Genomic DNA, 22232 nt, shown 5'->3' with positions numbered 1-22232 from the left:
ACGCATGAAAAACTACAGACTTTTTTCTGGCACCTCTAACCCGTAATGAACGGCTAACCACACGGTCGGGCCATCAGGATCTGTCCATTCGACCCGGTGTCGACATTGTGCCGGGATGTTAATGAAGTCACCCACGTGCATTTCTCGTACTTCTGCTTCATTTTCGAACCGTACGCCTGCCGAACCCTGTAACACCATGACCCATTCACTTTGAGGCTGGCAATACCAAAATCCTGGCGGGCTCGATTGCCCGGTAGAAATGATGCGCTCAATTAACACTCCCGGCTGAGATATCAATTCCTCGAAGGTTTCCGCTTCTGCCTTGAGCGCGGCATCAGGAAAATGTTTCAGCATATTCGTTATCATCTGCACGTTTCTCCATTATCAACAAAACTTAATCACCCTGATTTTTGTAAGCCATTATAAATGAATGTTCAGGATGAATGCTCTTCTTCGTCGATAAGCTCTTTGGCGTTCTGCTTCATAAATACCACTTCTTTCGGATTGGAAAGATTCACCTGCTGTTCACGCAACAACTTGAGGATATTAAACAGCAGATCGCTCTTAGTGGCACCGACCATGCGCGGGCTGGCAACATAACCCGTCACGCTGAGGATGATGCCATCCGGGCCAAGCTGGCTAAAGCGTACATAAGGCGCTGGCGTTTCAAGGATGGATTCATATTCCCGGTATGCGCTGAGTAAAATATTGCGCACCAGTTCAGGATCGATATTAATGGGGAACGTCAGCGCAATCGTCACCACACCCTGTGCATTGCCCATGGTGGCATTACGCACGTTCTGCGAAATCAGCTGGGAATTAGGCACAATCATGGTCGAACGATCGCTAAGCTGGATTTCCGTGGCGCGTACGTTAATACGACGCACATCCCCTTCTACACCGCCAATACCAATCATGTCCCCTACTTTTACCGGACGTTCGGTGAGCAGAATCAGGCCGGAAATAAAGTTCTTCACAATCTCCTGTAAGCCAAAACCGATACCGACCGATAACGCACTGACAATCCAGGCCAGATTGTTCCATTGGATACCCAACGTGGCCAGGGTGATCAAAATAATCAACACATAGCCAACGTTGCTGAACAGCGTCACTAATGATGCCCGGATACCAATATCGCTGATGGTCTTTGGCAATAACTCATGGCTTAACCAGCGCTGGGTCACCCGCAGGACATAGATACCGATCACCAGGATAATTACCGCATTGAGCAGATTGCTTGGGACGATATTCAGCCGTTTCAGTCCATCACCGCTCAAAATGGCGATAATTTTCTCAATCAGCGAATTGGGTGTCGTAGTACCGAATGAGCCATTAAGTAATGCAACAATCATCAGGAGCAGTAATGAGCATTTGCCGATAGCGGTGAAAATAATCGTCAATTGCTCAAGATGGCGATCTTTGAAGTTAAGTGATTTCTTCAATGCCCGGCCACTGGTGGTTTGCGGCGAGAAAACGGCGGCACAGAGATCGGTGGTGAACAGCACCAGGAAATAAAACGCCATCAGAACCAGCGCAATCCAGATTAGCTGATAGACCAAAAAACGAGCAAAGGCGACGTAGCCTATTAACAGTGATAACAGTATCACTATGGAAGATAGCGAAATCAGGATATTAGCTATGCCATCAAGCGTGGAGCGTTTCTCAACATGTTCACCATTACGCACCAATTGATGGCGAATATGGCGAGCGCGTAAAGGTATGGCCAAGAGTACTAACGCCATTAAAGTAGAGACCAGTCCGTTGCCCAATACCGTTGTTTTAAGGCTGGCCCCCGTTACATTGTTAATCTGTTCTATCGAACCAAAAGCCAATGCCAAGGCCGCGAGCAGCGGTGGGAAATAACGCATACCGGAAGCAATAGCATCCTCCATGTGCGCCAAACGCCAGGATGGGCGGTTAAGTGAAAGGTAAGCCCGCCCTAACCCTGCGATCAACGCACAGAAAATCCCCAATTGTTTGAAACCATTAGCAAAGTCCTGAACTACAGGGCTGAATTCTTGAACGCGTGAAAAGGTGAACTCAATCAGATTTAGCGCAACTGTGGCTGCAAGCAGAGTAATCATCGCCGTCGCCAACGCCATAAAGCTGCGGCGTAACCGGCCATCCGGTAAGTAACGAATACTCAGCCAGGCCAAAAAACGCTCAACGGCATAACGACCCAACGACCAAATGACAACAACCAATCCCAATAGTCCCGAAGTGCCGTAACGCCATTCCTCTTGCCAACTGGTATCCCAAATCTGCAGCATCTGCTGATTAAAATCGCTGAACTGGTTCAGATCTTCCTCGGGCGGCTGTTCCTCTGCCCCCCAGAAGTCAGAAGTCAAAATACTGCCAGTGTTCAACGCTAGCTGTGTTTTGAATGCGACGCGGCGCAGATCGTTGATCTGTTGCCCCAGTGCGATGGCATTGGTTCTAATCGCTTGAGAACGTTTTACCGCATCATCTAACTGCCCTTTACTGCTGTTGAGCATATTGCGTTGCTTGGCAACGGCGGCCGTTTCTGCCATCGAACCTGGCACAGGTTCTGGCCCAAGTACGTCCAGCTGCGCTTGCAATTTTTCCTGCTCTGGTTGCAGGTCGGTCACCAATTTCTCTAAGCTGGTCGCCAACGTCTGCGTAGCAATAAACAGTTTGCTTAACTGATTATCTGTGTGGGCTTTAGAGACCTGCTGCTTAATTGCATCCAGTTGCTTTTGATAATTCTTCAGTACCGTAGCGGTATCTGGCTGGCTGCTTGCCGCCGTGGTCGCCGGAACTGCAGCGTGTGTCAACGGAGCCAGTTGCAGGCCAAACAACAAACAGGAGAACAGGAATATCTGTAAAGGCTTCATCATAACCGTGAGTACTCAGAATGAGTTGGCGACAGGCGAAGCAATAAACCGATTTCGCCTGAATAATAGGAGCTGATTATAGTAATAACCCATTCAACGCAAAAGCGTATTCATCCGAGAATCAGAGCAGAAGTTGTCAATCAAGGCTAGGTTGGCGTGCAGGAAGGCAACAATGGTTAAACGGTAAAAACGCCCCTTTCCAGATGACAAGGGGCGTTAGTCAATCACAGCGGTTCGACGTGCCCGATAACTCGCGATACGGCCGGAAACTGCATTCTCAGTTGCCTTTCAATAAAGTCGACAGCATCGTGCGCCGCGCTAATCGACAGCGCGGGCAAAACCCGGCAATGGAAGTTCACAATCACACCCTGTGACGTTTTACGGGCACGGATATTATGTACATCCTTGACCAGCCCGCCGTTTTCAGCAGATAGCGCCAGTGCCTGCTGGATCTGCGCCAACTCACCGTGTTCCACATCCTGGCTGGTCAGGCAATGCGCTGTCTGTGGTTCCAAATGTGTTTCTATCTCGGTATTTTCCCCCAGCGTCTGGCGCAGAATATCCTCCACTTCGCAGGCGATATCATGCGCCTGCTCCACGCTGGCACTGGCCGGTACCGCCAAATCCATACTGATCGACATATGATCTGCCAACTGTTGTAGCGTGAGATTTTGCACCACAGCACCGTGATTGGCCGCCAGCATACGGATACGGGTCGCCATATCTTCATCGCTTCTGGCCTGAGGGATGGCAATCACCCTGACCTCGGCCTTGGTATATTGTTGCGTAATTTGTGCGGCAATCTCGGTTTTCAGCGTGTTGATCCGCTCCAGCGGCAGGGTCCGGCATACTCCGACGCTCACCTCGATAAACAGCGTTGCCCCGGCACTGCGTAAGCGGATGTTTTCCGTAGAGAGGATCGCCGGGAAATCGTTGAGCAAGGTAGCGATATCTTCCCGGCTACCGGCTGGCGCGGTGTCAATCAGGGAATCAAACGAGCGCTTGCCCAGCTTCAATGCCGCAAACAGGATGAAGCAAGCCACCACCAGTGCTGCCAGAGCATCCGCACGGGCAAAACCGAACAGCACAAAAACCATACCCAACAACACCACACCAGATGACAGCATATCGGAGAAGAAATGCAGCGCATCGGCCTCCAGTGCCGCACTGTCGGTCGCTTTTGCCACACGATTCAGCGCTTTCACGCGGAAATAGTCGACCACGATCGACACCAGCAGCACCGCAATGACAAAGGGCGCAGCAACAATCTGATGCGCCTCACCCAGTAAGCTATTCACCGCTTCGTAAATGATCCAACCTGCTGCGGCCAACAGCAATAGCACCTCGAACAGTGCCGCCAGGTTTTCGACCTTGCCATGGCCAAAGTGGTGCTCGTCGTCGGCCGGTTTATCGCTGACGCGCACCGCCCACCAGGTAATAGAGGTAGCGATAAAATCGGTGAAGGAATGAATACCTTCGGAGATAAGGCCAATACTGCCGGTGAAAATACCGGCAATAAATTTGCCCAATGCCAGTAGACCGCTGGCAATCATTGAGTTTCTGGCAACGGCTTGTTTTTCATTTTGCATAACACAACTCATGTTCAGAGTAAGAAATTAATTTTTTGTTTTTGCCGAACATTGCCAGACAAAAGCGATGAGCAGAATACTCCCTGAAAACGTTAACATCAAACTGGAAATAAATTCAGACTTACCGGTTGAATAGAAATAAATCTCATTAATACCTACAGAGATCATTAAAATAGCGTAAAGCAGACCCATAATAAGAATAACCATCATTATCACTCACGGATTATATTGTCAGTATAAAATCCTCCCCATAATCCATGATGCAATTACGGGAAGGATGCATCTAGGCGGTTCTTTTTCGTTCATTAGTCATCCCATCTCGTGCTCATGTAGGCTGCTGCCAACCCCAGTACGCTGACCAAACCCAAAAAACCCATAAACATCATCATGTTTCCCATAACTTAATCCTCTTTAAATGTAATCGATAACGACCTCGTTGATTAAAAGTACACTTGAAAAAGTGCTCATTGCGTTGATGTACCTCCATGGTTATGGCTCCCGCATCGGCAGGAGCCGATAAATCGTGTTAAATTCCCAGAACAGCCTGAGCAATTTTGAAATAAATAATCAGACCGGTGCCATCAATAAAGGTGGCAATAAACGGAGCAGAGACCACTGCCGGATCGATCCCCCCTTTTTTCAGCAGCATCGGAATAATGGAGGCAACAATAGCGCTCCAGACAGTGATTGCCACCAGAGACAGACTGACCACCAACGTCACATCCATCCCGACCCCCATGATCCAGGCACGGATCCAGGCCGCCACCCCGATGGTGATGGCGATCAGCAACGAAGTGCTCACCTCTTTGCTGATGACCGCGCCCAAATTGCGCAGGCTGACTTCCCCCAGCGCCATGGCCCGTACCAGGGTTGAAGTGATCTGGGTGCCACTGTTACCGCCGGTTCCGATCAGCAACGGAATAAAGAATGCCAGCGCGATTGCCGCTTCCAGTTGCTCTTCGAACGCCTTCAGCACGTTACCGGTATAGGCTTCCGCCACGAACAGCAGCAGCAACCAGGCAGAACGCTTACGCCACAGCGACCAGGGGCTGGTTTCCAGATAAGGTTTATCCAGCGGCAAACTGGCACCCTGACGCTGCGCATCTTCGGTATTTTCGTCTTCAATCAGACGAGCAATCTCTTTTTCACCCAAGACACCAACCAGCGTCTTATTGACCACCACTGGCACGACATCCAGCCCGCCCTTACCCAGCAAATGAGCAACATTATTCCTGTCATCATCCGGCGAAACATGGAAGTAGGTATGGTTCATCATTGAACCCAGCGTTCGCTCGCCTTCACGGCATTGCAGCAGTTTCTTCACTGACAGCATGCCGCGCAGATGGTAATCATCGGCGGTAATGAACAGTTGTGTGGGTATTTCATCGGTTTGCAATTGCGACAAAAAGTAGTCTTTTGCCTCATTCACGGTCATCGTGCCAGAAACGGTGATGAAATCTGAGCTCATGTAACAAGCAACAGAAGATTCTTTGTGAACTATCGCCGGTGCGGCAGTCACCATTGCTGAAGAATATGGAAGTGATTTAATCATGTTAGTCCCTATTTCTGTTTAAACTTCAACAGTGAATCGCATAGGGGCGTTAACCAAAGAGGGAGTGCAGACAGCCTATCTCCGCGTCCAGGTTTTAGCACTATACAACGTATCTGAAAAAAATTTCAGAAGTTACTTTGGGCTAAACCTTAATCCGATAAAGCCTGTCTTAACCTTGGGCATCTCTCGATGTCGTCAGATCAGTAACCTGTGTTTGTATAGGAGCCTCGCCAAACGAGATACTGCATTAAACTACAGGGCGATTATAGGCCTGTTAGGCTTGATTGCGCTCGATAACTCGCCTCCCGTTGAGGTTATATTTAAGAAATATCTGCATATCTGAGTTTGATTTTAATTTGGATAACTCGCTTAAGGCTGCCTAATAAGATATGTCCCAACGAAAATTCTTAGCGTAGAAAAGACGATTTCCGTATTTAACGCTTTATGTTACGCTATTCCCTATAACCACTTTAAATCTGTGCTTATTTGCATAATAAATAAAAAATCTATATTTTACATCAAGTTGGAAAAGGGAAATAACATCAAATGGAAAATCGCATATTCACCAGGGTTGAAGACCTCATATATAGAAAATATGATGGGGACATAAAATTCTTCGCGCAACTGCACAAAACCAGCGTTTATAAAGTTCACGATTGGATACGTCGTGATGCACATATTATTAATGGGAAAATCTGTATTCCAACCAAGCATTCTGTATAAAATGCAAGCTAGATCCTGCGTTATTCACCGATCTTAGCTCTCGGGCCAAGCAAGTTTTGCCTGTGCCCGAGAACGTATCTTCCCTACACCGACCACAGCACACCACGAGCAACTCCCCTCCTAAAGTTCAAGCTTAGTTTTCCTTAAGGAAAGATGATTAGTGAGCAAAAGCTAAAAATATTCTAATACGAATCGTTTTCACTATCATTCCTGATGTTATTGGATACAATTGAGCAGCTCACGCTTCCCCAGCGTTGCTTACTTATCTTCCTCGTTCATCAAAAGGATAACCGTATGAAGTTGCGTTTCACCTCTATTGCCCTGCTGGCTTCATCCATGATGCTGGCCTTCTCAGCCAGCGCGGCCTCCAGCGATCAAGAGATCGTGGTTTATAATGCCCAACACGAAAACCTGGTGAAATCCTGGGTTGATGGTTTTACCAAAGACACCGGCATTAAAGTCACTTTGCGTAACGGCGGTGACAGCGAACTGGGTAACCAACTGGTACAGGAAGGCAGTGCTTCCCCGGCGGACGTTTTTCTTACTGAAAACTCCCCAGCGATGGTTTTGGTAGACAACGCCAAGCTGTTTGCTCCGTTGAATGCCAGCACGCTGGCGCAGGTAGAACCGCAGTATCGCCCGGAACATGGCCGCTGGACCGGCATTGCCGCTCGTTCGACGGTATTCGTTTACAATCCGGCCAAGCTCAGTGAAGCGCAGTTGCCGAAGTCCCTACTGGATCTGGCTAAACCAGAATGGAAAGGCCGCTGGGCTGCTTCGCCATCAGGGGCAGACTTCCAGGCCATCGTCAGTGCCCTGCTGGAGTTGAAAGGTGAAGAAGCCACTCGTGAATGGCTGAAAGCGATGAAAACCAACTTCACCGCCTATAAAGGCAACAGCACCGTGATGAAAGCCGTTAACGCAGGCCAGGTCGACAGCGGTGTTATCTATCATTACTATCCGTTTGTTGATGGTGCAAAAACGGGTGAAAACAGTAAAAACGTCAAGTTGCACTATTTCAAGCATCAGGATCCCGGTGCTTTCGTCAGCACCTCTGGCGCAGGTGTTCTGGCTTCAAGCAAGCATCAGCAACAGGCACAGGAATTCGTGCAATGGATCACTGGCAAGCAGGGCCAAGAGATCCTGCGCACCCACAACGCCTTTGAATACGCCGTTGGCGTGGGTGCTGCTTCCAATCCTAAACTGGTGCCACTAAAAGATCTGGAAGCGCCCAAAGTGGAACCGTCCAAACTGAACAGTAAGAAAGTCGTCGAACTGATGACCGAGGCAGGCCTGCTGTAAGGCAGATCCATCGATACAGAGTGTTTTAACCGTTATGTCGAATATTTCTATCAATGCCGCGCCAGTATTACCGAGTGGTTCAGTGGCGCGGCGTTATCAGCCGCGGCCAGGGCTGTGGATGGTGGTTTCTGCGGTACTGCTTTCGTTGTTGGCCCTGCTGCCGCTGGGATTTGTCATTGGTGTCGCTATCGACACCGGTTGGCAAACGGTTAAAACACTGGTTTTCCGGCCTAGGGTTGGAGAACTGCTGCTCAATACTCTGTTACTGGTCATTTTCACTCTGCCGACCTGCGCGCTGCTCGGTGTGGCGCTGGCCTGGTTGACGGAGCGCACCCGGCTGCCGGGGCGGCGTATCTGGTCTATTCTGGCCATTGCGCCGTTGGCCGTGCCCGCCTTTGTGCAAAGTTATGCCTGGATCAGCCTGGTGCCGGGCATGCATGGCCTGGGCGCGGGCGTGTTTATCTCGGTCATTGCCTATTTCCCGTTTATCTATCTGCCGGTTTCGGCGGTTTTGCGCCGTCTTGATCCGGGGATTGAAGACGTCGCCACTTCACTCGGCAGACGGCCGCTGGCGGTTTTCTTCCAGGTGATCCTGCCACAGCTCAAGCTGGCGATCTGGGGCGGTTCACTGCTGATTGCGCTGCACCTGCTGGCCGAGTATGGGCTGTATGCCATGATTCGCTTCGATACCTTTACGACCGCCATTTTCGATCAGTTCCAATCTACCTTTAACGGCCCGGCGGCCAATATGCTGGCGGGTGTACTGGTTTTGTGCTGCCTGGGGCTGTTGGTGGTTGAAGCAGCCAGCCGTGGCCGGGCCCGCTATGCGCGCGTTGGCTCTGGCAGTGCGCGTAGCCAGAATCCGTATCCGCTCAGCCCGGCTATTAGCCTGCTGTGCCAACTGCTGCCGATTACGCTGACCGCGCTGGCCTTAGGGGTGCCTTTCATTACGCTGGCTCGTTGGCTATATCTGGGCGGTTTTGCCGTCTGGGATAATAGCGACCTGTGGCCAGCCGTTCGGCAAACCCTGACGTTGGCTGCCAGTGGTGCGGTCATTATCACCCTGTGTGCCATCCCGATGGCCTGGCTTTCGGTGCGCTATCCTGCACGGCTCTATCGGGTGCTGGAAGGTTGTAACTACGTCACCAGTTCGCTACCCGGCATCGTGGTGGCCCTGGCGCTGGTGACGATCACCATCCATTCGTTCCGGCCCATCTACCAGACCGAAATCACGCTGCTGCTGGCCTACTTGCTGATGTTTATGCCCAGAGCGCTGATTAACCTGCGTGCCGGCATTGCTCAGGCACCGGTTGAGCTGGAAAATGTGGCGCGCAGCCTTGGGCGCACGCCATTGCAGGCATTGTGCAGCACCACGTTACGTTTGGCCGCTCCGGGGGCTGCGGCGGGAGCGGCGCTCGTGTTCCTGGCAATTACCAATGAACTTACCGCCACCCTGCTGCTCGCGCCTAACGGCACCCGCACGTTGGCCACCGGATTTTGGGCGCTGACCAGTGAAATTGACTACGTGGCAGCCGCGCCCTATGCCTTGATCATGGTTTTGCTGTCATTACCGCTAACCTGGCTTCTTTATTCTCAATCTAAACGCACGGCAGGATTATGAGTACGCTTGAACTGCATGATATTGGTAAATCCTATAACGGTGTGACGGTGCTCGAGGGCGTTAATCTTCGGGTGGCCGCCGGTAGCCGTACCGCGATTGTCGGCCCTTCCGGTTCAGGCAAAACCACGTTACTGCGTATTATTGCCGGTTTCGAAGTGCCGGATCGTGGCCAAGTGCGATTGCAAGGCAAACCGCTGGCCGATAACGGAGTATGGGTTCCGGCGCATCAGCGCGGTATCGGGTTTGTACCGCAAGACGGTGCCCTGTTTCCCCATTTCAGCGTGGCTGGCAATATCGGTTTTGGGCTGAGCGGCAGTAAGCGGGAAAAACAGCATCATATTGATAGACTGATGGAGATGGTTGCGCTGGATCGGCGCCTGGCAAACTTATGGCCGCATGAATTATCCGGCGGGCAACAGCAGCGGGTAGCGTTAGCCAGAGCTCTGTCGCAGCAGCCCACGCTGATGCTGCTGGACGAGCCCTTCTCCGCGCTGGACACCGGCCTGCGTGCCGCAACCCGCAAAGCAGTGGCGGAACTGTTAGCGGAAGCCAAGGTTGCTTCGATCCTGGTCACTCACGATCAGGCAGAAGCCCTCTCTTTCGCCGATCAGGTAGCCGTGATGCGTAATGGGCAGTTGGCTCAGGTTGGGCAACCACAAGAGCTTTATCTGCGGCCGGTGGATGAACCCACCGCCACGTTCCTAGGGGAAACGCTGGTCCTGTCGGCTCACCTGAATCAAGGTTGGGCAGACTGCGTATTAGGCCGCATTGCGGTGGACGATCGCCTGCGCAGTGGGCACGCCCGCATCATGCTGCGCCCGGAGCAGATCCAGATTGGCCTTTCGCCACAGCCCGCTCAGCGGCAGGCGGTGGTCACCCATATCGACTTCGCCGGTTTCGTTTCCACGCTCAGTCTGTTGATGGCCGACAGCCATGAAACCGTGGAGATTAAAACCATCAGCCGTGAAGGCATTCGAATCGGATCAAACGTCAGCCTGAGCATTCTCGGCCAGGCGCATATCTTTGCCGATTGACTCAATGGCCGGGCTCCCTGCCCGGCCTGCTTAACGGCAGCTCTTGTCGTGCCGCACTTTCTTCGGCATCAGCAGATAATCCACTACCGCCTCATCCACACAGCTATCGGTTCCCGTCAGCGCGAGCGTATGGCCATCGCCTTCACGGGTAATCAGCGGGCTTTTGAATCCCGCCGACATCGCCAACGCATTGCGGTACGGTGTGACCGGATCGTAACGCTGGGCGATAAACAGCAATGGCGGCAGTGCCGGGGAAACGATCAGCGTATGTGGCTTATCTTTACCGGGATAGGGCCAGAAATCGCACGCTTCAAGCGGGTATTCGTGCAATGGCAGATAATTGGGGAATGAAGCGGCGGTATTGATTTGCTGGCGTTCCCTGCGCAGCATCGACCAATTAGTACCAGGCAGGGCGACGTCCGCACAGGTGATCACCGTCTGCGCATCATCAACATCCGGGGTATAACTTTCGTCGATCAGATTGGTGACGTCATCATCGGCAGCGCCAGCATCGATTTTACGTAGCGCACTGGCAAGCTCAGGCCAACGTTCGTGCCACGGCAACAGGGCGCGCGTCAGCGTGATCACATCCTCCGCCGAGATTTCATAACCCGACTGCGTAACAAAGGGGGCGTCATGCAGCTTGTGCAACAGCGCGTGATACAGCTGGATCGCCCGATTAGGTTCACTGGTGAGCGGGCAAGTGGCCGTTTGCTCACAATAATCGGCAAAACGCAAAAAGCTTTGCTGGAAACCCCGCTCCTGATGGATCCGCTGAGTGAAATCATCTTGTGCCAGATCCACGACGCCATCCAGTACCAATGCGCGAGTTTTCTTCGGGAAACGCTCGGCGTACAGCGCAGCCACTTTGCTACCGTAAGAGTGTGCCACCGCAGTTAGCGCCGGTTCGCCCAGCGCCCGGCGGAGGGTGTCCAGATCGTTCACGGCCTCATGGGTGCCCATCTGCTGCACCACTTCGCTGCCCGTCTGTTTGATGCAAGCGGCGATCGTGTCTCGCGCCTGTTTTTCCAACCCCGGAATATCGTTCTCATCCGGCAAGGGCGCTTCTTCACTTTCCGTCAATTGGCAGGATATTTTCGGCGTTGATTGCCCGACGCCACGCGGATCGTAACCGATGATATCGTAGGATTTCTGCAGCTTCAGCGCCGCCCCTTGCCCGGAAATCTGCGGGTTGATGCCCGGCAGCCCTGGTCCGTCGGCAATGATGATCACACTGCCCTTTTTGACGCCGATAGCGGGCAGGCGCGTGAGCGCCAAGCGCACGGTCTTAGCCCCGTTTTCATGATAATTCAGCGGTGCTTCAACATAGCCACATTGTAATGCGGGCGGCGGTGGCTCATCGGCGAACCAATGCTGAAAAGCCTCTCCAACGCAAGGTTGCCAGTGAATAGCTCCTCCTGTTACTGCACTGGTTTTGACCAAAGGTTTGGCATAAACCGGCATTTGCACCGCAACGGCCAGCAAAAACAGAACACGGAATACAGACATGACGAGTCCTTTCAACAATGTTGTTGTTCGGATTTTAAAACGCTCACATTAAACAGCCTGCCAACAAAGTGCGGAAGCCATTATGGTCAGTTTTTTGTTATATATCTTTTACCTATCACAGCCATTGCTTAATAAAACCACTACCATCGACTACGATTAGTCTGATGCTGTTGCAGATGTCTTGCACACGGCCGGTTGATAACCCATTGAGGGATATCATTGTAGTTTAAACTGTTTAAGCCTCATGCCACACGGCTAAGAAAGGTTGATTATGGCACGCACTACCCCCATCGAACGCTACCGCAATATCGGCATCTCGGCGCACATTGATGCCGGCAAAACTACCACGACCGAGCGGATTCTGTTTTATACCGGGGTCAGTCACAAGCTGGGCGAAGTCCACGACGGTGCCGCCACCATGGATTGGATGGCGCAGGAACAGGAACGCGGGATCACCATTACCTCAGCGGCAACCACCTGCTTCTGGAACGGCATGGAGCATAATTATCCTCAGCACCGCATCAATATCATCGACACACCTGGGCACGTGGATTTCACCATCGAGGTGGAACGTTCGATGCGCGTTCTGGATGGTGCCGTCATGGTTTATGACTCGGTCGGTGGCGTGCAGCCGCAATCGGAAACCGTGTGGCGTCAGGCCAATAAATACAAAGTGCCACGTCTGGCCTTCGTCAACAAGATGGACCGCACCGGTGCGGATTTTTTCCGCGTGCGTAAAATGATGATCGAGCGCTTGAAAGCCAATCCGGTGCCCATCGTGATCCCAATTGGTGCGGAAGACCATTTTGCCGGCGTGGTGGATTTGGTTCGCATGCAGGCGATCCGCTGGGATCAGGCCTCACAGGGCATGAGCTTCAGCTTTGAAGCGATCCCGGCCGATATGCTGGAATCCGCTAACGAATGGCGCGCCAAGATGATCGAAGCTGCCGCAGAGGCCTCTGAAGAACTGATGGACAAATACCTCAATCAGGTTGAACTGACCAATGAGGAAATCGTCCACGGCCTGCGTACTCGCACCATTGCCGGTGAAATCCAGCCGATGCTGTGCGGCTCGGCATTTCGCAACAAAGGCATCCAGCGCATGCTGGACGCGGTGATCGAACTGATGCCTTCACCGCTGGATGTGCCACCGATGGAAGGCCATGACGAGCGCGACAACATCATTATCCGCAAGGCCGATGATAACGAGAAGTTCTCGGCGCTGGCATTCAAACTGATGACCGATCCGTTTGTTGGCCAATTGACCTTTGTGCGCGTCTATTCCGGCATTTTGGCCAAAGGCGACAGCGTGTATAACCCGGTCAAAGGGAAGAAAGAGCGCATCGGCCGCATCGTGCAAATGCATGCCAACGACCGTAAAGAGGTGGATGAACTGCACGCCGGGGATATTGCCGCCTGCGTCGGCCTGAAAGACGTGACCACTGGCGATACCCTGTGTGACCCTAATGCCATCATTACCCTGGAACGTATGGTGTTCCCGGAACCGGTAATCGCACAGGCCATTGAGCCGAAAACCCAGGCCGATCAGGAAAGAATGGGCATCGCACTACAGCGCTTAACCTCCGAAGATCCGTCGTTCCGCGTGCGTACCGACGAAGACTCCGGCCAGACCATTATTTATGGCATGGGTGAACTGCATCTGGAGATCATCGTCGACCGTATGCGGCGTGAATTTGGCGTAGAGACCAACACCGGTAAACCGCAGGTGTCTTACCGTGAAACTATCCGCCGTAAAGTTACCGATGTGGAAGGCAAATTCGTGCGTCAATCGGGCGGTAAAGGCCAGTATGGCCACGTGGTGCTGACGGTTGAACCTAATGAAGCCGGTAAAGGCTTTGAGTTCTTCGATGAGATCAAAGGCGGCGTGATCCCCGGTGAATACATTCCGGCGGTGAAAAAAGGCATCCTGGAAGCGCTGAGCAACGGCGTACTGGCGGGGTATCAGATGGTCGATGTCAAAGTGCATCTGACCTTTGGTTCCTACCATGATGTGGATTCCTCGGAACAGGCGTTCCGCATGGCGGCGATCTTCGGCTTCAAAGAGGCTTGCCGCCAGGCCAGCCCGGCGATCCTGGAGCCGATTATGTCGGTTGAAGTGGAAACGCCGGAAGAGTACGCCGGTAACGTGATGGGCGATTTGTCATCACGGCGCGGTATGGTGCAAGGTATGGAGGATATTCCGGGCGGGGGTGGCAAAGAGATTCACGCCAAAGTGCCGCTGTCAGAAATGTTCGGTTACTCCACAACGTTGCGATCGATGTCGCAAGGCCGCGCCACCTACACCATGGAGTTCAGCCACTACGCGGAAGCCCCGCGCAATGTGGCCGAAGAGATTATTCAACACAGTAAACGCTGATCGTCACGCCTGCCGTTGTTACGGCAGGCGTTATTCTTTCACTGCCAGCGCGACCACCACCGGTTCCGGCTTGATGCGCATAGCGTGAATCACCCCAATCATCAGGCAAGCAATGCCGCCCAACGTCAACAATGGCGGCCAGCTTTGGCGCAGCATAAAGGTATAGGCCAGCCCGGCCAAAATCTCGAACACGATCAACGGCCCAACCAGCACCGTTGGCAAACGTTGGCTCGCCTCATTCCAGCACAAAGCACCAATCCATGAACACAGTACGCCAATGGTGATCATCAGCGGGACGAAGACTTCCGGCCTTGGGCCGAACGGCAACGCGAACTGTGGCTGCGTTAACGCCAACTGCCCACACGCTAACAGATAACCCAACAGTGCCAGCGGCAACGTTACCACGCCCTGCGCAGTGGCCCAGGTCATTGGCCGTTTATGCGGGTTTTCCCGCAGCCAGCGGGCATTACGCAGCGGGTACCAAGTCCAGCACGCTACCGCCAATATTGCCAGCAGCAACCCGCTGAGATAGCGCCAAACATCCATTGGCACACTGTTGCCCGTCAGTTCCGCAATATTGACCAGTACTAACCCACCGGCGATCAGCACCAGCGCTGGCGTCAATTTACGCCAGGAAAGCTGGCCATCGTGATGGCCGTAAAGCAGATTGGCACTCACGGAAATCACCACCGGCAGCGTGCCGATAATCATGGTAGAAATTGGTGCGCCGGTACGCTGAATCGCACTGGCCAAGCACAGATAATAAAGCAGATTGCCGATGGCAGTGAGCTTCAGCGCCTCCAGCCAATCCTTGGGCGATAACTGCCGTAAACGGCGGCGATCAAACCACGCCAGCGGCAAAGCGATCAGGCCAAAAGCCAGATAGCGCCCGGTAGATTGCAACGCCGCCGGGTAATCCGGCACCAGCACCGGGCCGACAAAAATCAGCCCCCACATCAACCCGGCGGCCAAGGCAAATAACACGCCAAAAAACATAATCACTCCATGAATAACGTCAGGTTGGTCTGCTTTTTATCTTCCGGATCGCGTACGGCTGACATGACATCTTCCTTAAGGGTTATCAGAACGTTAAGCAATGAAAAGAATAGTGTATAACAAAAACCGATTTACCATTCTCATTCTGCACCCAGCTCTCAATTCGATAAAAATATTCAACAATATGGTTGAGCATTATCCGCCCTGTTCTATATTTAACCTTATGGTTAAATTATCCTCGTCACGACTGGACGCTATCTTTCATGCATTGGCCGATCCGACAAGGCGCGCCATCCTGCATACGCTGGCTGAAGGCGAACATAGCATTGGTGAACTGGCGGCGCCTTTCGAGATGTCGTTTGCCGGTGCGTCCAAGCATATCAAAGCGCTTGAGCAGGCTGGACTGGTGCAGCGAACCGTGCAAGGAAGAAACCATATTTGCCGGCTCGCTCCTGAGCCGATGGCGCAGGCCATGCACTGGCTGCAAACTTATGAACATTTCTGGAATGAGCGGTTGGACGCACTGGAATTCGTTTTGCGACAAGCCGACTCGCATCCTCCAACGGAGTGAACCATGAACGATTACGGTATGATCATTGAACCCGGTACGCTGCGCATTCAGCGGTTGCTGCCTGGCCCGCTTGATCGCGTCTGGGCCTACCTGACCGAGTCCGACCAACGTGCCACCTGGTTAGCTACGGGTGAAATGCCGTTACAGAAAGGGGCCAAAATTGAATTGGTGTTCTGCAATTCAGAGTTGGCTGGCGAACATGAAAAACCCCCGGCCAAATATAAGCAATATGGCGGCAAAGTAGCCAACGTTGGCCATATTACCTGTATTTTCCCTCCGCGCCTGCTGAGTTTTACCTGGGCAGAACAAGGCGAAGGCCGCCCTTCCGAAGTCACCTTTGAGTTAGCCGAGCAAGGCGATAACGTGCTGTTGACGGTGATCCACCGCCGCCTGCCCGATCGCGATACTATGCTCACCGTCGCTGGCGGCTGGCATACTCATCTGGATATTCTGCGCGATCGCATGCAGGAGCGCCCTCCGCGTCCGTTCTGGGCCACCTTTACCCAGATGGAAGATGAGTACCGGGCAAAACTGTAATTCATCAAGAAAGGGTATAATACGGGGGCAACTTTGCAGGAAACCCACTTGACCGCAATTGAAAATGGAGCCGCTATGCGCCAACGCATTATTGTTTGCCCGCTAATTGAGAATGACAACGCTTATCTATTATGCAAAATGGCCGCGCATAAAGGCGTATTCCCCGGCCAGTGGGCACTTTCTGGCGGCGGTATGGAACCGGGGGAAACCATGGAAGAAGCGTTACGCCGCGAGGTGTGTGAAGAACTGGGTACCGCCTTGGTGCTGGACCGCATTCAGCCCTGGACCTTCCGCGATGACGTGCGAATAAAGACCTATGAAGATTGCAGCAAAGAGCAGATCTATATGGTTTACCTGATTTTTGATTGCCACGCCGCCAATCGTGAAATCACCATCAACGATGAGTTTGCCGATTACGCCTGGGTGAAAAAAGAGGATCTCGCCAGTTACGATCTGAATGAAGCCACAAAATACACGCTGCAACAGCGGGGCTTGCTGGATTAAGCACTGAGATGAGCCTATCCAGTAATAAAAAACGAGCTCACTCTACTTGAGATGAGCTCGTTAAATTCGTTACTAATCTTTCAAACCACGATTAAGCAGCATCGGTTCAATGATCGGTTCCTTACCGCGCCACTCAACATACAGTTTTTCCAGATCCTGGCTATTACCCCGTGACAGCACCTTATCGCGGAAACGCTGGCCATTCTCTGCCGTCAGCCCGCCGTGTTCGGTAAACCACTGGAAGGCATCATCCGCCAGCATTTGAGTCCATAAATAGGCGTAATAACCGGCGGCATAGCCGTTACCCCAGATATGCTGGAAATAGCTGGAACGATAGCGCGGCGGTACTGCGCTGAGAGCAATGTGATCTTTTTGCAACGCTGCCGTCTCGAAATTATCCACGTCCTGCTGGGGTTGACCGGCAACCAGCATATGCCAGTGCATATCCAGCAAGGCCGCAGACAACAACTCGGTCATGTCATAGCCTTTGTTGAATTTATCGGCCTGCTCGATTTTGCTGACTAACGCCTGCGGCATGGCCTCACCGGTTTGATAATGCTTGGCAAAATGGGCAAACACCTTGGGATCTTTAACCCAATGCTCGTTGAACTGCGAAGGGAATTCGACAAAATCGCGTGCGGTGTTGGTGCCGGACAGGCTGGGGTACTGCTGATCGGCAAACATACCGTGCAGGGCATGACCAAACTCATGGAACAGAGTGATAACATCATCATAAGACAGCAGCGCCGGTTGGCCCGGAGCCGGTTTGGTGAAATTGGTCACGTTATAGATGACCGGCTTGGCGCCATTGAGTTTCGACTGCTCAACGAAGTTGCCCATCCAGGCACCACCTCCCTTGTTATCGCGCTTAAACAGGTCGGTATAGAACAAGGCCAGCGGTTGGCCGTCTTTATCAAACACTTCATATACGCGGACATCCGGCTGATAAACCGGAATATCTTTACGCTCTTTGAAACTGATGCCGTACAGCAGGTTGGCCGCGTAAAACACGCCATTATTCAGCACATTGTTCAATTCGAAATAAGGTCTGATCTGTGATTCATCCAGGTCATACTTCGCTTTACGCACCTGTTCTGCGTAGAACTGCCAGTCCCAGGCTTCGGCCTTAAAGCCCCCTTTTTGCTGATCGATCACCGCCTGAATGTCTTTTGCCTCACGTTCTGCACGGGCCGTCGCGGCTGGCACGATATTACGCATAAACGTCAGCGCAGCATCCGGGGTTTTTGCCATCTGATTTTGCAGTTTCCAAGCGGCATAGTTCGGGAACCCTAACAAACGAGCCTGATCGGCACGCACTTTCGCTAATCTGGCAATGGTCTGGCGAGTGTCGTTGGTATCATCTTGCTCTGCCCGCTGCCATGAGGCGTCAAACAAGGCTTTACGAGCATCCCGCACGTGCAGGCTTTGCAAAGCGGGCTGTTGCGTGGTGTTTTGCAACACTAACAACCACTGTTTATCCAGCTTGCGTTCGCTGGCGGCTTGCGCCGCTGCGGCCAGTTCACCTTCGCTAAGCCCCGTCAACCAGGCCTTGTCAGTGACGGCCAACGCTCCGTTTTTGCCCGCGGCCAGCAGTTTATTGGTGAATTGGGTGCTCAACGTCGCCGCTTCCTGATTCAACGCCTTCAGCTGATTTTTATTCACATCAGAAAGATTGGCTCCTGCCAGCAGGTAATTTTGATGGGTGACCTCCAGCAGCCGACGAGATTCCGCATCCAATTTCAGTGCATCACGTTGCTCATAAATGGTGTGAATTCGTGCAAACAGCTTGCTGTTCAGCATGATGGCATCGTTCAGAGCCGCCAGCTTTGGCGAGGTTTCTTCATCCAACTTTTGCAGCGCATCGCTGGTGTTGGCGGCAGTCATGGCGCCAAATACGTTAATCGTGCGCGTCAGCAAGGCCCCTGCTTTTTCCAGCGCCACCAAGGTGTTGTCGAAGGTAGGTGCTGCCGGGTTGTTGGCGATCATCTCGATTTCTTCCAGCTTGCGCTGGATGCCTGCCGCAATCGCTGGCGCGTAGTCACTCGTGTTGATCACATCAAAACGAGGAGCCTCAAAAGGTAGGGTGCTGGCAGAGAAGAACGGGTTCTCGGCTTGTTTTTCAGTCATATTCGTCTCTTTCATCTGGCCGCTTGGCACGGCGGTGTTATCTGACGGCAACTTGCTTTCTTCTGCCTGAACCTGCGCACTCAGCGCCATACCGATCGAAAGTACCAAGGTTGTTAAACGCATCAAATTAAAACTCCTCCATGTCTAGGAAACAAGGGTTCACGCCTAGCTTAGGCGCAGTTAACAGTTTCAGCAAAAACAAGTGATTACTCGTTGTTTGTTCAATGGCCCTTAATTGCCAGAATTTACTGTGCTCGCTAATAATCACTCACCTAATCTCTTTTTAACCTCCTCTTGATGCGCTATGCTCAAAAATTCTGCTGAGGCCAAGACTTCTGAAACGGGATTTCTATTATGCCTGCGTTGTTGCTGTGCTCCGCCAAGGGTAGCATGAGCGGTTTTTTCCGTGCCAGTGCGCTGCCGTTGTTGGTGGCCGGGGCGTTCTTTATGGAGAATCTCGATGGTACGGTGATCGTTACCGCCATGCCGCAGATGGCGGCGTCATTCGGCGTACAACCGGTGGATATGAGCATCGGTGTTTCAGCTTATATCCTGACCCTGACGGTGTTTATTCCCGCCAGTGGTTGGATCGCCAACCGTTTTGGCGCGCGTAATATTTTCGCAGCGGCAATCGTGCTGTTCACCCTGGCCTCGATATTGTGTGCATTGAGCACTAGCCTGCCGTTTTTTACCGCCGCCCGTATTCTGCAAGGTTTTGCTGGTGCGTTGATGGTGCCAGTTGGCCGCCTGGTGGTTTTGCGCAATACCGCGAAAGCTGACCTGATTAGGGCTATCGCTACCATTACCTGGCCAGGATTGGCAGCACCGATCCTCGGGCCACCGATCGGCGGCTTCATCACCACCTATGCCTCATGGCACTGGATTTTTATCCTTAACGTGCCCTTGGGTATCATCGCCCTATTCTTTGCCTGGCGCTTGATCCCACATGAAACGCCACAGAAAGGCGTGCCGTTCGACGGGCTGGGTTTTGTGCTCACCGGAGTCGCCTGCTTCGGTTTAATGTTTGGGCTGGATCTGGTCAACAGCCCACAACTTTCCTGGCTGGTACCGGCATTGTGCCTGGCAGGCAGTTTGGCGCTGGGGGCGTTGGCGATACGTCACGCCAAGCGTTACGCTTATCCGCTGGTCGATCTGTGGGCCATGCGGATAAAAAGTTACGCTGTCACTATCGGCGGTGGCACGCTGTTCCGCATGGCCATCGGTGCGGTGCCTTTCCTGCTGCCACTGCTATTCCAGATTGGCTTTGGACTGAGCGCTTTTGATGCCGGGCTGCTGGTACTGGCGGTGTTTGCCGGTAATCTGCTGATGAAGCCGTTTACTTCCGCCATTCTTTATCGCTTCCGTTTTCGCACTACGCTAGTGGTCAATGGCCTGCTGAATGCCGCCACCATTTTCGCCTGCGCCTTGCTGACGCCGCAAACGCCAACCTGGTTGATTGTGGCGCTGCTGTTTGTCAGCGGGCTGACGCGTTCGATGCAGTTTACTGCCTTGAATACGCTGGCATTTTCCGAAGTGCCGCAGCCGCGCATGAGCGGTGCCAATACCCTATTCAATATGGCTCAGCAGATGGGGAGCGGCCTTGGGATTGCCATCGGCGCGCTGGCGCTGCGTTTGGCGGAAATGCTGATGCCACGCCCAAACGGCGGCGTACCGCTCGCCGACTTTCATCTGGCTTTTATGGTTATCGGCGCCATCGCCTTGCTGGCGGTGTTGGATAGCTTTACGTTGGGTGGCGAAGCGGGCAATGCAATCCGTCAGAAAAAATCCCACCCGGTAATCTCTGAAAAATCAATGGCAACCAAAGTAAGGAGTTAAACGATGGAATACCGTCAGCTTGGCCATTCCGGCCTGAAAGTTTCGGTGCTAAGTCTGGGCACCATGACCTTTGGAGGACAAGGCAAGTTCGCCAAAACCGGTGATACCGATGTTAACGAAGCCCGTAATCAGATTGCTATGTGCCTCGATGCAGGTATCAATCTGTTCGATACCGCCGATGTTTATTCTGCCGGTAAGTCTGAAGAAATCCTCGGTCAGGCATTGGGCAGCAAACGCCATGAGGTGCTGATCGCCAGTAAAGCCCGTTTCCCGATGGGCAGCGGGCCCAATAATGCCGGGCTATCGCGCCATCATCTGATCCGTGCCTGTGAAGCCAGCCTGAAGCGCCTGAACACCGATTACCTCGATCTTTATCAACTGCATGAGTGGGACGGTATCACGCCGGTGGAAGAAACCCTGCGGGCGTTAGAGCACTTGGTGAGCAGTGGCAAAGTGCGCTACACCGGGCTGTCCAATTTCTCCGGTTGGCACCTGATGAAGCACCTCGGCAGCGCGGAACGGTTAGGGTTGGTGCGCCCGGTCAGCCAACAGATCCACTACACCTTGCAGGCTCGCGAAGCGGAATATGAACTGCTGCCGATCGCTCAGGATCAGGGGCTAGGTGTATTGGTCTGGGGGCCGCTGGCCGGTGGCTTGCTGTCGGGCAAATATCGCCGCAACCACCCAACGCCTGCGGGCACTCGCCATTTGGCAAACTGGGGCGAACCGCCAGTGCGCGATCAGGAAGCGCTGTTTGATATCGTTGAGGTTTTGGTTGATATCGCACATTCTCGCGGGCTGTCTGCCGCACAAATTGCGCTGGCCTGGTTGCTGACCCGCCCGGCGGTAACTTCGGTGGTGATCGGCGCACGCAACAGCGAACAGTTGAAAGACAATCTGCATGCCGCCAACCTGATTTTGAACGAAGAAGAGTTACAGCGGTTGCAGGCGGTGAGCCAACCGCCGTTGATTTATCCTTACTGGCATCAGGCCCAAACCGCACCGGATCGCCTCTCCGCCGCCGATCGGTTGTTGCTCGCCCCCTACCTGCAACAGAAATAAGTCGCATCTGACACCAATCAACGTATTATCGATGATC

Annotated in this window: 17 protein-coding genes and 1 riboswitch; of the genes, 9 read left to right on the top strand and 8 right to left on the bottom strand. The window is 52.9% G+C overall.

All coding sequences use genetic code 11. From position 1 onward, the window contains the following. Window positions 1-12: 12 nt before the first annotated feature. From AC2A1E_RS04075 to AC2A1E_RS04055, 5 genes are all read right to left on the bottom strand, one after another. Window positions 13-366, bottom strand: coding sequence for a cupin domain-containing protein (locus AC2A1E_RS04075; protein ID WP_484382673.1), 354 nt, complete (start codon window positions 364-366; stop codon window positions 13-15). Between the two features lie 68 nt (window positions 367-434). Next, on the bottom strand, window positions 435-2858 hold the full coding sequence (locus AC2A1E_RS04070) for a DUF3772 domain-containing protein (RefSeq protein ID WP_484382672.1): 2424 nt from the start codon (window positions 2856-2858) through the stop codon (window positions 435-437). Window positions 2859-3079: 221 nt separating this feature from the next. Next, on the bottom strand, window positions 3080-4444 hold the full coding sequence (locus AC2A1E_RS04065) for a cation diffusion facilitator family transporter (RefSeq protein WP_484382671.1): 1365 nt from the start codon (window positions 4442-4444) through the stop codon (window positions 3080-3082). Window positions 4445-4749: 305 nt separating this feature from the next. After that, window positions 4750-4830 (bottom strand): protein MgtS, encoded by an 81-nt coding sequence (gene mgtS, locus AC2A1E_RS04060; protein WP_484382760.1) that lies wholly within the window; start codon window positions 4828-4830, stop codon window positions 4750-4752. Between the two features lie 140 nt (window positions 4831-4970). Further along, on the bottom strand, window positions 4971-5996 hold the full coding sequence (locus AC2A1E_RS04055) for a magnesium transporter (RefSeq protein ID WP_484382670.1): 1026 nt from the start codon (window positions 5994-5996) through the stop codon (window positions 4971-4973). Between the two features lie 72 nt (window positions 5997-6068). After that, a riboswitch (M-box (ykoK) riboswitch) is annotated at window positions 6069-6242 on the bottom strand. Window positions 6243-7013: 771 nt separating this feature from the next. Here AC2A1E_RS04055 and AC2A1E_RS04050 point away from each other — a divergent pair. From AC2A1E_RS04050 to AC2A1E_RS04040, 3 genes are read left to right on the top strand one after another with little or no spacing between them, the layout of a single operon-like run. Then, window positions 7014-8021, top strand: coding sequence for an iron ABC transporter substrate-binding protein (locus AC2A1E_RS04050; protein WP_484382669.1), 1008 nt, complete (start codon window positions 7014-7016; stop codon window positions 8019-8021). A 34-nt stretch (window positions 8022-8055) separates the two neighbouring features. Continuing rightward, window positions 8056-9642 (top strand): ABC transporter permease, encoded by a 1587-nt coding sequence (locus AC2A1E_RS04045; protein ID WP_484382668.1) that lies wholly within the window; start codon window positions 8056-8058, stop codon window positions 9640-9642. After that, complete coding sequence (locus tag AC2A1E_RS04040; RefSeq protein WP_484382667.1) at window positions 9639-10676, top strand: ABC transporter ATP-binding protein; 1038 nt, start codon at window positions 9639-9641, stop codon at window positions 10674-10676. The genes AC2A1E_RS04045 and AC2A1E_RS04040 overlap by 4 nt, the downstream gene beginning before the upstream one ends. A gap of 30 nt (window positions 10677-10706) precedes the next feature. Here the strand turns inward: AC2A1E_RS04040 and AC2A1E_RS04035 are convergent, their stop codons facing one another. Further along, on the bottom strand, window positions 10707-12185 hold the full coding sequence (locus tag AC2A1E_RS04035) for an alpha/beta hydrolase (RefSeq protein WP_484382666.1): 1479 nt from the start codon (window positions 12183-12185) through the stop codon (window positions 10707-10709). Between the two features lie 271 nt (window positions 12186-12456). Here AC2A1E_RS04035 and fusA point away from each other — a divergent pair, with 271 nt between their 5' ends. After that, on the top strand, window positions 12457-14562 hold the full coding sequence (gene fusA, locus AC2A1E_RS04030) for an elongation factor G (protein ID WP_459398520.1): 2106 nt from the start codon (window positions 12457-12459) through the stop codon (window positions 14560-14562). Window positions 14563-14592: 30 nt separating this feature from the next. On the opposite strand, the gene AC2A1E_RS04025 is transcribed toward fusA, so the two are convergent. Further along, the gene (locus AC2A1E_RS04025; RefSeq protein WP_484382665.1) at window positions 14593-15558 is read right to left on the bottom strand and encodes a DMT family transporter; all 966 of its coding nucleotides are present in this window, start codon (window positions 15556-15558) and stop codon (window positions 14593-14595) included. A gap of 223 nt (window positions 15559-15781) precedes the next feature. On the opposite strand from AC2A1E_RS04025, the gene AC2A1E_RS04020 reads away from it, so the two are divergent. From AC2A1E_RS04020 to nudI, 3 genes are all read left to right on the top strand, one after another. Further along, a complete protein-coding gene (locus AC2A1E_RS04020; RefSeq protein WP_484382759.1) occupies window positions 15782-16129 on the top strand; it encodes an ArsR/SmtB family transcription factor in 348 nt (115 codons plus the stop codon). Between the two features lie 3 nt (window positions 16130-16132). Beyond that, entirely contained in the window at window positions 16133-16666 is a 534-nt protein-coding gene (locus AC2A1E_RS04015) for an SRPBCC family protein (RefSeq protein WP_484382664.1), read from the top strand. A 75-nt stretch (window positions 16667-16741) separates the two neighbouring features. After that, entirely contained in the window at window positions 16742-17170 is a 429-nt protein-coding gene (gene nudI, locus AC2A1E_RS04010) for a nucleoside triphosphatase NudI (protein ID WP_484382758.1), read from the top strand. Window positions 17171-17242: 72 nt separating this feature from the next. Here the strand turns inward: nudI and dcp are convergent, their stop codons facing one another. Beyond that, complete coding sequence (gene dcp / locus AC2A1E_RS04005; RefSeq protein WP_484382663.1) at window positions 17243-19420, bottom strand: peptidyl-dipeptidase Dcp; 2178 nt, start codon at window positions 19418-19420, stop codon at window positions 17243-17245. A 267-nt stretch (window positions 19421-19687) separates the two neighbouring features. Between dcp and AC2A1E_RS04000 the strand changes: the two genes are divergently transcribed. Together AC2A1E_RS04000 and AC2A1E_RS03995 are read left to right on the top strand one after the other, a co-directional pair. Next, on the top strand, window positions 19688-21133 hold the full coding sequence (locus AC2A1E_RS04000; RefSeq protein ID WP_484382757.1) for an MFS transporter: 1446 nt from the start codon (window positions 19688-19690) through the stop codon (window positions 21131-21133). Window positions 21134-21136: 3 nt separating this feature from the next. Then, entirely contained in the window at window positions 21137-22195 is a 1059-nt protein-coding gene (locus tag AC2A1E_RS03995; protein WP_484382662.1) for an aldo/keto reductase, read from the top strand. Window positions 22196-22232: the final 37 nt, after the last annotated feature.

The organism is Serratia sp. HNCC26DJ206 (assembly GCF_057180605.1).
Note: the sequence above shows the minus strand (reverse complement) of the source record. Positions and strands in the feature narration are given on the sequence as shown.

What these genes read in the sequence shown, in the direction of transcription:
- AC2A1E_RS04075 (WP_484382673.1), bottom strand. Translation starts at nt 366, where the DNA reads ATGATAACGAATATGCTGAAACATTTTCCTGATGCCGCGCTCAAGGCA.
- AC2A1E_RS04070 (WP_484382672.1), bottom strand. Translation starts at nt 2,858, where the DNA reads ATGATGAAGCCTTTACAGATATTCCTGTTCTCCTGTTTGTTGTTTGGC.
- AC2A1E_RS04065 (WP_484382671.1), bottom strand. Translation starts at nt 4,444, where the DNA reads ATGCAAAATGAAAAACAAGCCGTTGCCAGAAACTCAATGATTGCCAGC.
- mgtS (WP_484382760.1), bottom strand. Translation starts at nt 4,830, where the DNA reads ATGATGTTTATGGGTTTTTTGGGTTTGGTCAGCGTACTGGGGTTGGCA.
- AC2A1E_RS04055 (WP_484382670.1), bottom strand. Translation starts at nt 5,996, where the DNA reads ATGATTAAATCACTTCCATATTCTTCAGCAATGGTGACTGCCGCACCG.
- AC2A1E_RS04050 (WP_484382669.1), top strand. Translation starts at nt 7,014, where the DNA reads ATGAAGTTGCGTTTCACCTCTATTGCCCTGCTGGCTTCATCCATGATG.
- AC2A1E_RS04045 (WP_484382668.1), top strand. Translation starts at nt 8,056, where the DNA reads ATGTCGAATATTTCTATCAATGCCGCGCCAGTATTACCGAGTGGTTCA.
- AC2A1E_RS04040 (WP_484382667.1), top strand. Translation starts at nt 9,639, where the DNA reads ATGAGTACGCTTGAACTGCATGATATTGGTAAATCCTATAACGGTGTG.
- AC2A1E_RS04035 (WP_484382666.1), bottom strand. Translation starts at nt 12,185, where the DNA reads ATGTCTGTATTCCGTGTTCTGTTTTTGCTGGCCGTTGCGGTGCAAATG.
- fusA (WP_459398520.1), top strand. Translation starts at nt 12,457, where the DNA reads ATGGCACGCACTACCCCCATCGAACGCTACCGCAATATCGGCATCTCG.
- AC2A1E_RS04025 (WP_484382665.1), bottom strand. Translation starts at nt 15,558, where the DNA reads ATGTTTTTTGGCGTGTTATTTGCCTTGGCCGCCGGGTTGATGTGGGGG.
- AC2A1E_RS04020 (WP_484382759.1), top strand. Translation starts at nt 15,782, where the DNA reads ATGGTTAAATTATCCTCGTCACGACTGGACGCTATCTTTCATGCATTG.
- AC2A1E_RS04015 (WP_484382664.1), top strand. Translation starts at nt 16,133, where the DNA reads ATGAACGATTACGGTATGATCATTGAACCCGGTACGCTGCGCATTCAG.
- nudI (WP_484382758.1), top strand. Translation starts at nt 16,742, where the DNA reads ATGCGCCAACGCATTATTGTTTGCCCGCTAATTGAGAATGACAACGCT.
- dcp (WP_484382663.1), bottom strand. Translation starts at nt 19,420, where the DNA reads ATGCGTTTAACAACCTTGGTACTTTCGATCGGTATGGCGCTGAGTGCG.
- AC2A1E_RS04000 (WP_484382757.1), top strand. Translation starts at nt 19,688, where the DNA reads ATGAGCGGTTTTTTCCGTGCCAGTGCGCTGCCGTTGTTGGTGGCCGGG.
- AC2A1E_RS03995 (WP_484382662.1), top strand. Translation starts at nt 21,137, where the DNA reads ATGGAATACCGTCAGCTTGGCCATTCCGGCCTGAAAGTTTCGGTGCTA.